The 12,267-nt window shown below is 57.6% G+C and carries 11 protein-coding genes and 1 pseudogene; all 12 read left to right on the forward strand.

Annotated elements, in window-relative coordinates; all coding sequences use genetic code 11:
• Positions 1 to 133: 133 nt before the first annotated feature.
• The 12 genes and pseudogenes from HB780_RS29735 to HB780_RS29790 all read left to right on the forward strand — a co-directional run bounded on the left by HB780_RS29735 (position 134) and on the right by HB780_RS29790 (position 12,199).
• Positions 134 to 919, forward strand: coding sequence for an IclR family transcriptional regulator (locus HB780_RS29735; protein ID WP_183691642.1), 786 nt, complete (start codon positions 134 to 136; stop codon positions 917 to 919).
• A gap of 273 nt (positions 920 to 1,192) precedes the next feature.
• Entirely contained in the window at positions 1,193 to 1,933 is a 741-nt protein-coding gene (locus HB780_RS29740) for a helix-turn-helix transcriptional regulator (protein WP_435693900.1), read from the forward strand.
• Between the two features lie 619 nt (positions 1,934 to 2,552).
• A complete protein-coding gene (locus HB780_RS29745; RefSeq protein WP_183691644.1) occupies positions 2,553 to 3,704 on the forward strand; it encodes an Mrp/NBP35 family ATP-binding protein in 1,152 nt (383 codons plus the stop codon).
• A gap of 410 nt (positions 3,705 to 4,114) precedes the next feature.
• Entirely contained in the window at positions 4,115 to 5,092 is a 978-nt protein-coding gene (locus HB780_RS29750; protein WP_183691646.1) for a magnesium transporter CorA family protein, read from the forward strand.
• Positions 5,093 to 5,145: 53 nt separating this feature from the next.
• Positions 5,146 to 7,011 (forward strand): potassium transporter Kup, encoded by a 1,866-nt coding sequence (locus tag HB780_RS29755; protein WP_435693901.1) that lies wholly within the window; start codon positions 5,146 to 5,148, stop codon positions 7,009 to 7,011.
• Between the two features lie 138 nt (positions 7,012 to 7,149).
• Positions 7,150 to 7,887: a hypothetical protein gene (locus HB780_RS29760; protein ID WP_183691650.1), complete on the forward strand. Its 738-nt coding sequence runs from the start codon at positions 7,150 to 7,152 to the stop codon at positions 7,885 to 7,887.
• 186 nt (positions 7,888 to 8,073) lie between these two features.
• A pseudogene (locus HB780_RS29765) lies at positions 8,074 to 9,251 on the forward strand (cell wall hydrolase).
• 312 nt (positions 9,252 to 9,563) lie between these two features.
• A complete protein-coding gene (locus HB780_RS29770) occupies positions 9,564 to 9,905 on the forward strand; it encodes an AtpZ/AtpI family protein (RefSeq protein WP_183691652.1) in 342 nt (113 codons plus the stop codon).
• Between the two features lie 79 nt (positions 9,906 to 9,984).
• Positions 9,985 to 10,737: a F0F1 ATP synthase subunit A gene (locus HB780_RS29775; RefSeq protein ID WP_183697606.1), complete on the forward strand. Its 753-nt coding sequence runs from the start codon at positions 9,985 to 9,987 to the stop codon at positions 10,735 to 10,737.
• A gap of 66 nt (positions 10,738 to 10,803) precedes the next feature.
• Positions 10,804 to 11,031 carry a F0F1 ATP synthase subunit C gene (locus HB780_RS29780; protein WP_183691654.1) on the forward strand — a complete coding sequence of 76 codons (228 nt, stop codon included), beginning with the start codon at positions 10,804 to 10,806 and terminating at the stop codon, positions 11,029 to 11,031.
• 79 nt (positions 11,032 to 11,110) lie between these two features.
• Positions 11,111 to 11,704, forward strand: coding sequence for a F0F1 ATP synthase subunit B (locus HB780_RS29785; protein WP_183691656.1), 594 nt, complete (start codon positions 11,111 to 11,113; stop codon positions 11,702 to 11,704).
• Positions 11,705 to 11,707: 3 nt separating this feature from the next.
• Positions 11,708 to 12,199, forward strand: coding sequence for a F0F1 ATP synthase subunit B (locus HB780_RS29790; RefSeq protein ID WP_183691658.1), 492 nt, complete (start codon positions 11,708 to 11,710; stop codon positions 12,197 to 12,199).
• Positions 12,200 to 12,267 lie beyond the last annotated feature (68 nt).

The raw sequence follows: 12,267 nt of genomic DNA on the forward strand, positions 1-12,267 counted from the left end.
CGTTGAATTTATTAATGTTCCATTATTCGGAACCAAATTTGACTATGTGGAATTATCGGATTACCCTTCGGCTATGTCAAGGACGTGACGGAGATGTGATGGGGCGGTTGTGAATTTGAAACAGGACGAGAATATGGGGGGTACGCGCCGTGGCCGGGAGACGGGGACGCTCGGCAAACTCATGGCGCTGCTTGATCTCGTAGCGCTGGCCGATCACCCCATGCGTTTCACCGACATCCTGTCATTCTCCAACCAGCCGCGTGGCACACTGCATCGGCAATTGTCGCACCTCGTTGAGGAGGGGCTGCTGGAGATCGATCGCGACGGGCGCTATCTGCCCGGCATCAGGCTGTTGAGCCTCGCGTCACGCAGTTGGGAGCGAAATGAATTCCGCGCTGTCGCCGAGCCGCATCTCAGCCTTTTGCACACGCAGACCGGCGAAACCGTACACCTCGGCGTCCTGCGCGGCGCGGAGGTCATCTATCTCGACAAGGTCGAGGGCCGGCAGTCCGTGCGGATGTATTCACAGATCGGCAACGCCTCGCCGGCCTATTGCACCGGTGTCGGCAAGGCGGCGCTTTCCATGCTGGACGATATCGGCCTCGAAGCGCGTCTCGCCGGTCTCAAGTTTCATGCCTATACCGAGCATACCCATCGCGATGTGGCGGATCTTCTTGCCGATATCGCGGCTATCAGGACGCGCGGTTACGCCTTTGACCGCGAAGAGCACGAAAGTGGTATTTGTTGCGTCGCTGCGCCCATTCATTCCGACGACGGCAATATGCTGGCGGGCGTGTCGGTGACCGGGCCGGCCTATCGCGTCACATCGGAAAAGTTGCAGGAGTGGGCGCCCCTGGTCAGGGCGGCTGCAGCCTCCATCATGCAGGATATGCACAGCCGGCTGGGTCCGAAGCGATAGTTTCGGCGATTTTCCTCGACTGTCATACGAAATCCATTGATTTAACGTTTACGTGCACTGGACCTTGGCCGGTTTACACGTTTATTCTGTGTTACTTATCGAGACACGCCGATGATCTGCGTGTCTCGATAAGTGCCTACTGCCGCCCTTGGAAGAGTTTAGCGAAATGCTTTATCGGGCGCCGGCATGTTGACGTTCGTGCGATGACACGGAGGCGTGGAGGCGGCGCTTTCGAGTTTATTCCCCCGTCCTCTCTTTACATAAAGAAGACTGATGATGGCAGCTTTAGTGCAGGCGGGAGGATCCCCTCGCGGTGAAGATTACATTGATGAAATCGCCGGTCTGAAAACCCAGTTCGATGTTTTTCGTTTCATGAAGCGCTTGACCGAAGCCTATCGTTGCCGGGCTTTCCTGGTCGTGAACCTGCCGACGCCCACGTCCTTCGATCTGCAGAGCAATTCGGTTATCAACAATTGGCCGGCCGAACTGCTGACGATGTATGATCAGGAAGGGCTCTTGCGCAACAGCACCGTGTCGCGGCGCCTGCGCGTTTCGACATTGCCCTTCGTCTACGATTCCGCGGCAAACACCAATCACGATGACAGCAAGATTCAGGTCAGGGTTTCTTTGTTCGAGCGTTTTCGGATGGCGCGGAGCATCTGTTTGCCGACCCATGATGCATCCGGCATTCGCGGCGCGGTCATACTCTCGGGCGATCGTGACCCCTTCACGGCTGAAGAGATCAAGGATCTCTTCTATGTCGCGATCTATGTCTTCGACAGGCTCGCCGAAATCCGCAGCCTGGATGTGCGGATCGTCGATGCGCTCACCGACCGCGAGATCGATTGTTTGAATTGGACGGCAGCCGGCAAGACCAGCGCCGAAATTGCCGAAATCCTCACGCTCTCGGAACATACGGTCAATCACTACTTGAACCGTGCCACCAAGAAGCTGGATACCGTCAACCGCACCCAGGCGGTCGCAAAGGCGTTGCGCGTCGGGTTGATAAAATAGATAGCATGCAGACAAGCGTGAGGCCGGATGGAATTCGGGCAGTTTTCTGCGCGAATTTTGTGCGTTGCCTATAAAATTTGCTGGCGATGTTTGCAGTGCACCCTGAGCCGAAATGGGCGACTTCATGTCAATTATCTGAAAAATAATGACTTTTCCAATTCATCGAAACTGGCATGCTTTCTGCATCGCAATATGCAAGAGGTCCAGAGGGGACTTTGATAACAGCGCCGATCAATGTGCGCGGATCAGGCAGCCGTCGTCGATACCAGTGTCGTTGCTTCTCCCGGCGACCGGTCTTGACGGCGGCTGTTGCTTATTGAGCACGTCCTCGAGTTCAACTGATGTCGCGTCGCGATTTTTCGCGGACTTGCCCTATTCCTTCCCAGACTTTGCTTTATCCCGGCCCCCGCAAATACTTTGCGTCTCCAAGCGAGCGTTGCGGCTGGTGGGGTTATAAAACCCGGCGGACCTGCCGGCCGCAACGAACTCAGCCACTTTTGTCGACAATCCCCCTGAATTTCGTTTGGCGAAGCCCCGCCGCTCCACTATCTAAGCCAGAGAGTCAGAGCGCTTGCCCGATGAGGCAGGCTGCGGATGAAAATGACGCAGTGAGGATGAAATGGCTGACATCACCAAGGAACAGGTTCTGGATACGCTTAAGACCGTTCGCGGACCGGATCTGGAGCACAATATCGTTGAGCTCGGCATGGTGTCGGACGTCTTCATTTCCGACGGCAAGGTGTATTTCTCGATCACCGTTCCGGCCGAACGCGCCCAGGATCTGGAACCGATGCGTCTTGCTGCCGAGCGCGTCATCAAGGGGATGCCCGGCGTCAAGGGTGCCATGGTCGCGCTGACCGCGGACAAGAAGGCTGGCGGCGCACCGGCTGCTCGTCCTGCCCCGCCGCAACCACAGCCACATGCCCATCCTCATGCGCATGCTCCACAACAGCCGCCCCGCGCCGGAAAGATCGGCGTTCCCGGCGTTGGTGCCATTATCGCCGTCGCTTCCGGCAAGGGTGGGGTCGGCAAGTCGACAACGGCGGTCAACCTTGCGCTCGGACTGCTGGCCAATGGCCTGCGCGTTGGCATACTGGACGCCGATATCTATGGTCCGTCGATGCCGCGCCTTCTGAAAATCTCTGGCAAGCCAAAGCAGATCGATGGCCGCATCATCGTTCCCATGGAGAATTACGGCCTCAAGGTCATGTCGATGGGCTTCCTCGTCGAGGAGGAAACGGCGATGATCTGGCGTGGGCCGATGGTTCAGTCGGCGCTGCTGCAGATGCTGCGCGAAGTGGCCTGGGGCGAACTCGATGTTCTCGTCGTCGACATGCCGCCGGGCACCGGCGATGTGCAGCTGACCATGGCGCAGCAGGTGCCGCTTGCCGGCGCCGTCATCGTCTCGACACCGCAGGATCTGGCGCTGATCGATGCCCGCAAGGGCCTCAACATGTTCCGCAAGGTCGAGGTTCCCGTCCTCGGGATTGTTGAAAACATGAGCTATTTCATCGCGCCGGACACGGGCGCCCGCTACGATATCTTCGGCCATGGCGGCGCGCGCAAGGAGGCCGAGCGTATCGGCGTGCCCTTCCTCGGCGAGGTGCCGCTGACCATGGGTATCCGCGAAACGTCCGATGCCGGAACGCCGCTGGTTGCCTCCGATCCCGAGGGCGTTGTTGCCGGCATCTATCGCGAGATCGCCGCCAAGGTCTGGGCGCAGGTCAGCAACACGCCTTTGCGCGCAGCCCCCTCCATCGTCTTTGAATAATTCGTGAAGGTTCGGGCCTGTGGCCATCGGTGTGATTGCCTTGCCCGCGCCATGTGCTATGACTTCGCAAATCGGAAAGTTGCAGTGAAAACGCGCATTGAAGGGGTTGTGGCTTGATTCTTTGCGCGCTTTGCTGCATATGCGCCGCCGGCGTGAATACGGTCGAGCATATTGGATGACGGCCGCCCGCGGCATGGTGACTTCGTCTCGCCCGAGCGATCGGCGTTGTTTATGACGAGCGAAGAATTGGTATTGCAGCGCAATCAATATGGATACGGATTCCCAGCCGCACCGGCGGGATACGCCCGGAGTTTTATGAGTTTTCTTCTTTGGCCATTGGTAGGATCGCAGTCGGAGCGCATGAAGCGCTCTGGCTATAGCTTTGCCTGCGCCGTGCCGGGAGCGATGCGTTGATCACCGCCTATTGTTCCGACTGTACCTCGCTCGAACTGGCAAACCTTTCGACCCTTGCCCAATTGCCGGACAATGCGGTCTGGATCGACATGGTCGAACCGTCTCGCGAAGAGGAAACGAATATCGAGCGCCTGCTGGGGCTCGAGGTTCCGACTCGCGAGGATATGAAGGATATCGAGCCGTCAGCCCGGCTCTATGTCGAGAATGACGCAGTCTTCCTGACTGCCTCACTGCTGTGGAAAGCCGATACCAATCTGCCGGCGCTGACAGATGTCGCCTTCATTTTGACGGGACACCGCCTGGTCACGATCCGCTATGCCCGGCCGAAATCCTTTGCGCTGTTCATCGCCGCCCTGCAGCGAGTTCCGCAAGATCGGCTGACGGGTATCTCGCTGCTGGCGAAACTTCTCGAAACAATTATCGATCGCACGGCTGAGGTTCTTGAACAAACGGTCGCCGGCATCGATATATTGTCAGCGCACGTATTCGGCGACCGCGTGAAGAAAATCCGTCGTCCGGCAAACTATCTGGAAGAGAAGCTAAAGGATATTGCGGGCTACCATCGTACGATCAGCAAGGTACGAGATAGCCTGAGTTCATTGTCGCGGCTTTTGACCTTCCTCAATACCATCCCTGCCATGCAGCAGGACCAAGAGGCCAAGGAATTGTGCCGCAATGTCTCGCGGGATGTGCAGTCTCTATCCGAGCACGCCTCTTTCGTGGCGGGCAACATTACCTTCCTGCTGGATGCATCGCTTGGCCTGATCAATATCGAGCAGAACTCCATCATCAAGATTTTCTCGATCGCCTCCGTGGTTTTTTTGCCCCCGACGCTTGTGGCATCGGTCTATGGTATGAACTTCGAGCTCATGCCTGAATTGCATTTTGTCTACGGTTACCCGGCGTCGTTGTTGTTGATGGTGGTGTCCGCCATCGTTCCGTTTTTCTTTTTTCGCTGGAAAGGCTGGCTCTGAGAGTCTAGTGATCCTGAATGTCTGACGAAACTCATCATTCTCCCGACGGGAAAATGAGCATACGCAAACTGTCGTACCTCGCCGTCGGCTCCGTCGGCGTTGTATACGGCGATATTGGTACGAGCCCGCTTTACGCCTTTCGCGAGGCGCTGAAGCCCGTGGCTGCCGACGGTCTGACGCGTGGGGAGGTCATCAGCCTCGTTTCGCTGATGTTCTGGGCGCTGACGATCATCGTCACCATGAAATATGTCCTTTTTCTGCTGCGCGCCGACAATGACGGCGAAGGCGGCACGCTGTCGCTTCTTGCGCTGCTGATGAAGACGGCGAACGGCCATACCGCCGTTCTCATGCTTCTCGGACTTCTGGGTGCGGCGCTCTTTCTCGGCGACGCGATGATCACGCCGGCCCTGTCGGTTCTCTCCGCCGTCGAAGGTCTAAAGCTGGTCACGCCAACGCTGTCGGACTATATCGTGCCGATCTCGGTGGTGATCCTGGCAATGCTGTTTGCCATCCAGTCACATGGCACCGGCGCGGTTGCGCGCTTCTTCGGCCCGATCACGGTGATCTGGTTCGTCGTCATGGGCGTTGCCGGCATCATGCATATCTCCGACGATTTCGGCATCCTGGCTGCCTTGAACCCCTGGTATGCAGTCAACTTCCTGATGAACGAGGGCTTTCTGGGCGTCGTCGTGCTCGGTGCGGTCTTCCTGACGGTGACCGGCGCCGAAGCCCTTTACGCCGACCTCGGCCATTTTGGCCGGCGCCCGATCCAGTGGGCCTGGTTTGCGCTGGTATTTCCGTCGCTGACGCTGAATTATCTCGGCCAGGGCGCGCTCGTGTTGCGCGAGCCGCTCGCCATGTCCGATCCGTTCTTCCTGATGTATCCGCATTGGGCGCTTCTGCCGGTGGTCATTCTCGCTACCATGGCAACGATCATCGCCAGCCAGGCGGTCATTACCGGCGCCTTCTCGCTGACGCGCCAGGCGATCCATCTCGGCTTCCTGCCACGCATGGAAATCCTCATCACCTCCGAGACCAATACCGGCCAGATCTTCCTGCCGGCGGTCAACGCGGTGCTCTTCTTCGGCGTCATCTTCCTGGTGCTGAGCTTCAAGACCTCGGATGCGCTGGCGACCGCCTACGGTATCTCGGTGACCGGCGCCATGGTCGTCACCTCGATCATGGCCTTCGAATTCGTCCGCGTCCGCTGGAACTGGACGCTGCCGATGGCGATTGCCGTGCTGACGCCGTTGCTGCTGCTCGAATTCGTCTTCCTCGGCGCCAACCTGCTGAAGATCCACGACGGCGGCTATGTTCCGGTGCTGATCGCTACCGCCTTCACGGTGATCATGTGGACCTGGCGTCGTGGCAGCGCGATCCTGATGGAGAAGACGCGGCATACGGATATCCCGCTATCGTCCTTCGTCAGCTCGATCGAGCGCAAGAGCGATCACTCCCCGGCGCATGTGCCGGGCACGGCGATCTTCCTCACCAGCGATCCGGAATCGGCGCCCGCAGCCCTTCTTCATAATCTGAAGCACAATCACGTTCTGCACGACAAGAACGTCATCCTGACGATCCGCACCACCAACAAGCCGCGCGTGCCCCAGGAAGACCGCTATTCGGTGGAGAAGGTGTCCGACCGCTTCTCGCGTGTCGAGCTACGCTTCGGCTTCATGGAATCGCAGAACGTCTCGCAGGCGCTGGCGACCCTGCGCAAAACCGGGGTGAAGTTCGACATCATGTCGACCTCCTTCTATCTCGGTCGCCGCAAGCTGGTACCCGACGCCAAGTCCGGTATGCCGCACTGGCAGGACCGGCTCTACATCGCGCTCGCCAACGCCGCGACGGACCCATCCGACTACTTCCGCCTGCCGGCCAACCGGGTGGTGGAACTGGGTTCGCACGTCATTATCTGACGCAAGCGTAGCTCCTATTTTGCGGAAGGCCCGGTGGGTTTCCGCCGGGTCTTAATATTTCCATTGCGAAACCAGTACGCAATGGAGTTCAATTTTAAGGAGAATCGCTGCATTGCATTTTCGAGAGGACAATTGCGAATGCTCAAAGAGACCTTTTCTATCGCACGTCGTAACGTGGTTCTTTATATAACTTATGTGCTGCTATTGTTCGGTGCTCAAATTGCCGATGAATATTTTAAAGGATCCAGCGCAAATGTAGCCAGTACGATTTTGCTGTGCTTGCTCTCGATGAATGTACAAAAGTCCGTTTTGTGGAATCTTGATCTCAAAGCCGCCGCCAAGGTCGGCGGCCTCCCTCTGCTGAGCTTCTCTTTTAAGATCATCGCTCTTTTCTTGATTGCTCTTCTCGTCATGCTTCCGGTTCTGTATTTTTTCCTGATGGGCAGAGACTCTTCTTCCATCACGCTGTGGTCCATATTTGCGGGAATGCTGATATTTTCTGTGATCTTCAGTATCGTCATGGCGCTCCTCGGTACTTGGCTTCCGGCTGGCCTACGTGGCGTCAACACAAGCATCGGCGATGCATTTCAGAGAGGCAAAGCACGGTTGTTAGCGACGAGTGGTCGTATCATGGCTGGAGTAGGTATTCCTGTACTTGTGGGGATGGTGGCCGTGGTTGCGTCGGTTGTCTTCACCGGCCCTGATTTGATGAGCAATGGTCAGCCGAATATCCCCCTGGCTCTCATAATGCTCATTTCCGACAGCTTTCAGGTGATGGGCTGGACCTATGTTTCCGTCGTCCTAACAAGGCGGTATATGGAAGCAGAACAAATTCAGCCGCCGTCTGCCGTTGAAGCTGTTTCGGCCATTGTTTAAGGCGACGCGCTCTTGCATCGGCCTGCAAGGACTCCGATCCGTGGCCTGGTGGATATTCGCCGGGCCTTTTGCTTGCTGACTTTCAGAACGTGCGCGCGGTCATGCAAAAGCCTGAATTAACCATCCATCAAGGTTAATGGGAGATTATTCCGGCTCCTGATCCCGAGTGCCGTTTGGAGTCCGGTATTGCTTCGTCCGCGTGGTGCTTTCCGCAAGTTTGGCTTGTTGCCGAAAAATTGGACGTCTCCTGCCGTCTTCGGGCTTTGCGCATGGCTGATCTTTCCGTCGACCGCGGCCTATGCCGACCTTGCCGGTCTGCTGTCGGGTGTCGATAGAGGTGGCAGTAACTGGCGCATGGTGATCACGGCTTCGCCGGCCGGATCCACGCATCAGGCCGAACTTGCCTTTGGCGATGCATCTGCGGCGGCGGCCTTTGGCGATGGCGGTCTCGTCACGCCGGACGGCAGTCGCGTTGCCTTCCTGTCGCAGGAAAAGGGCAGCGACCCCAAGTCTGATGAAGAGCGCATCAACCGCCAGGATAAAAGGGCCGGGTGGTTGCCGTCTCGCCAATGCAGCCGCCAAAGGATTTTTCCGCCGGTTCCATCCTGCAGCGCAGCAGCATGCTGCTGCGTCCGGAGCCGGACACGCAGGACAGGACCGCTTTCCTGAAGCCTAGGATCGGTGGCAAGGAGATCCAGATCGCCATGGCCTTCTATAAGAAGGAGCCGCCGAAGCCGGATGATAGCGTGCCGTCCTATCTTGCCAAGCTCGTGACCAGCCAGGATGGCGATGTTCTCGCCGCCGCCTATGCATCGCCGTCGCCGGACTACGCCAATGTTTCGCCCTTCGATTCGATTTTGGCCAAGGACCAGGACAATGAAGGCCGCTTCGTGCCGCAGATCGGGCCGCAGGATCATGCCTGGGCCGCGACTGTCCTGCCACCTTCGGTCTTTTCCTCGGACGAACAGCAGTGTCTCGCCACCGGCATCTATTTCGAGGCGCGCGGGGAAACGATGGAAGGGCAGGCGGCGGTCGCCCAGGTCATTCTCAACCGCGTCCGCAATCCGGCCTATCCGAAGACCATCTGCGGCGTCGTCTATCAGAATGAGGATTGGCACAATGCCTGCCAGTTTTCCTTTGCCTGCGACAACGTCAAGGAGCGGGTCAATTCGCCGGAGCATTGGAAGATCGCCCGTCAGGTCGCCATGGCCGTCACCGCCGGCAAAATCTGGTTGCCGGAAGTCGGCTCCGCCACGCATTACCACGCCGTCTATGTCAGGCCGAAATGGGCGGCTGAGATGGTGAAGGTCGGCCGCATCGGCATGCACATCTTCTACCGTACCTATGGCGGCGGCTGGAGCTGACGTGTTCGTCCGAGTGGCTTGTTTGCCATGGCAGGCGACGGGCAGCCACAAAAAAAGCTGCGGTAATGGAGGGCCTGAAGAGGATTCTTCGGCTCAGATTTCGCCTTGCACCGCACCTTCGCGCTAAGGTTATGATTTAATTCGGCTAATTTATGGCTGGACAGATGACGTCTACGCCTTGACTATGCTTTTTCCTAAAACTATGTTGCGCGCGACTTCAAAACGGGCCGAAAGGTGGCGAAACCTCTTGTTCGTTTACGCGTTGACCGGGGAAATGGGACTACGCGCAACGAAAAGGGGGAGGATATCACCATGACGGACGACCGCGACGAAAGTCTGGAAGAGCGACGGGCGCAGCTTGGAGCCGAACTGGCAAGCAGGCGTGCTGCGGTGAGAGAGGGTGAACGCGGGGAGGTTCGCGCCGAGGTGAGCCGCAAAGGCTATGCTCAGGCGATGAAGATTTCCAGTGAGTTCATTGCTGCGATCATCGTGGGTGCTGTTCTGGGCTACGTGTTCGACCGTTTTGTCGGTACGGCGCCGTGGGGCATGATTATTCTTCTGCTTCTCGGATTCTGTGCCGGTGTACTGAATATTCTGCGCTCCGCAGGCGAGGTGGCGACACCGAAGCCCGGTGCACCGGACGATGAGAAATGAGACGGAGGCGGCGTTTCGGCGCGGCTTTCAAGTGAGAGGCATCCGTTCGACAGAGCGGGAAAACGAAAGAGAGCAAGCGGTGGCAAGCGATCCTATCCATCAGTTCCGGATTCTCAAGATTGTCCCGATTGATATCGGTGGAGTTGATTTTTCGTTCACCAACGTTTCGCTGTTCATGGTCGCCTCGGCAATGCTGTCAGCTGGTTTCCTTTATTTCGCAACCTCGAGTCGCGGCGTTATTCCGACTCGCGCTCAGTCCGTGGCGGAAATGGCCTATGAGTTCATTGCCTCCATGTTGAAGGAAGGGGCGGGAACCAAGGGAATGAAATTTTTCCCACTGGTGTTCTCGCTTTTCATGTTCGTTCTAATGGCGAACCTGCTCGGCATGGTTCCTTACTTCTACACAGTTACGAGCCAGGTCATTGTCACCTTCGCCTTGGCGTTGTTGGTAATCTTCACGGTCATTATCTACGGTTTCTTCAAGCACGGTTTGGGTTTCCTGAAGATCTTTGTGCCCGAGGGCGTACCCGGTGTTCTTCTGCCGCTCGTCGTGGTCATCGAAATCATCTCCTTCCTGTCCCGGCCGATTTCGCTCTCCGTTCGTCTTTTCGCTAATATGCTGGCGGGCCATATCACACTCAAGGTGTTCGCGGGCTTCGTCGCCTCGCTCGGAGCCCTTGGTGCGCTTGGCATCGGCGGCGCCATTCTTCCCCTCATCATGACCGTCGCCCTAACCGGTCTCGAATTCCTAGTCGCCTTCCTCCAGGCTTATGTCTTTGCGGTACTGACTTGCATGTACCTCAACGATGCAGTCCATCCAGGTGGCCACTAAGGATAAAGACGTTGGCGTCTAAGGGCGTCAGTCATTCACCGCACAACCATTTCAAAGGAGTTCAACATGGACGCGGAAGCAGCAAAGTACATCGGCGCAGGTTTGGCTTGCTTGGGTATGGCCGGCACGGCTCTCGGCCTCGGCAATATCTTCGGCAGCTACCTGTCCGGCGCACTGCGCAATCCGTCTGCCGCTGACAGCCAGTTCGGCCGTCTGGTATTCGGTTTCGCCGTTACGGAAGCTCTGGGCATCTTCTCGTTGCTCGTCGCTCTCCTCCTGCTCTTCGTCGTCTGATATTGGCGACGTGATAGATCACGGTTCGCGAAACAGCGAGCCGTGATCCTTTGTATTTGCAGACCACCTGGAGGTGAGCATGTTTGTGACCCCGGCCTATGCTGACGAAGCACCGCCGGCCGCCGGCGAGGTGCATACGGAAACGGGTGCGCCCAGCGAAGGCCATCACGCCGGCGTATTCCCGCCGTTTGACCATACGACCTATCCGTCACAGCTGCTTTGGCTGGTGATCACTTTCGTCATCTTCTATCTGGCCATGCAGAAGATTGTCGTTCCGCGTGTCGGCAAAATTCTGGAAAGCCGGCATGACCGGATCGCGCAGGATATCGAAGAAGCCTCACGCCTGAAGGCCGAGGCCGATGCGGCTGTCGCGACCTATGAAAGCGAATTGGCCGCAGCCCGCGCCAAGGCGAATACGATCGGCGCGACCGCTCGTGATGCCGCCAAGGCCAAGGCTGAGGAAGATCGCAAGGCGATCGAAGCGAGCCTTTCGCAGAAGCTGAAAGCCGCGGAAGCGCGGATTGGCGAGATCAAGACGAAAGCCTTCGCTGACGTCGGCGCGATTGCGGAAGAAACGGCCTCGGCCGTCGTCGAACAGCTAGTGGGCAACGTTGCCGGCAAGGCTGATATCGCTTCGGCTGTTGCTGCGGTATCTGCGAAGCAGGAGGGTTGATCCATGACATTCGCTCTTGACGAAACTTTCTTCGCTTTTCTCTCTCTCGTTATTTTCTTGGGCATCGTTGTCTATCTGAAGGTTCCGGGGATGATGGCGAAGTCGCTGGACGACCGCGCCGATCAGATCCGCAATGATCTGGCTGAAGCCAAGCGCCTGCGCGAAGAGGCCCAGCATCTGCTGGCCGAATACCAGCGCAAGCGTAAGGAAGCCGAAGCGGATGCGGCGAATATCGTTGCCGCCGCCGAGCGCGAAGCCGAGATGCTGACGACGGAAGCACGCAAGAAGACGGAGGAATTCGTCACCAACCGTACCGCACTTTCCGAGCAGAAGATCAAGCAAGCGGAAGTCGATGCGATGAAGGCGGTTCGTTCCGCTGCCGTCGATCTGGCTATCGCCGCAGCTGAATCTGTGCTTGCCAAGAAGGCGGGCGGCAAAGTTCAGTCCGATCTGTTCAACACCGCTGTCAGCGAAGTGAAGACCCGGCTGAACTAAACGCGTAAGCGATCATGTTTTGAAAGGCCCCGCTTCGGCGGGGCTTTTTTGTTTTCCCAGCGTTTGAC

The organism is Rhizobium lusitanum (assembly GCF_014189535.1).
Classification (GTDB): Bacteria; Pseudomonadota; Alphaproteobacteria; order Rhizobiales; family Rhizobiaceae; genus Rhizobium; species Rhizobium lusitanum_C.

Excerpts from the sequence above, each read along its gene's own strand:
- HB780_RS29790 (WP_183691658.1), top strand. The coding sequence starts at position 11,708 with ATGACATTCGCTCTTGACGAAACTTTCTTCGCTTTTCTCTCTCTCGTT.
- HB780_RS29745 (WP_183691644.1), top strand. The coding sequence starts at position 2,553 with ATGGCTGACATCACCAAGGAACAGGTTCTGGATACGCTTAAGACCGTT.
- HB780_RS29780 (WP_183691654.1), top strand. The coding sequence starts at position 10,804 with ATGGACGCGGAAGCAGCAAAGTACATCGGCGCAGGTTTGGCTTGCTTG.
- HB780_RS29770 (WP_183691652.1), top strand. The coding sequence starts at position 9,564 with ATGACGGACGACCGCGACGAAAGTCTGGAAGAGCGACGGGCGCAGCTT.
- HB780_RS29785 (WP_183691656.1), top strand. The coding sequence starts at position 11,111 with ATGTTTGTGACCCCGGCCTATGCTGACGAAGCACCGCCGGCCGCCGGC.
- HB780_RS29740 (WP_435693900.1), top strand. The coding sequence starts at position 1,193 with ATGATGGCAGCTTTAGTGCAGGCGGGAGGATCCCCTCGCGGTGAAGAT.
- HB780_RS29735 (WP_183691642.1), top strand. The coding sequence starts at position 134 with ATGGGGGGTACGCGCCGTGGCCGGGAGACGGGGACGCTCGGCAAACTC.
- HB780_RS29760 (WP_183691650.1), top strand. The coding sequence starts at position 7,150 with ATGCTCAAAGAGACCTTTTCTATCGCACGTCGTAACGTGGTTCTTTAT.
- HB780_RS29755 (WP_435693901.1), top strand. The coding sequence starts at position 5,146 with ATGAGCATACGCAAACTGTCGTACCTCGCCGTCGGCTCCGTCGGCGTT.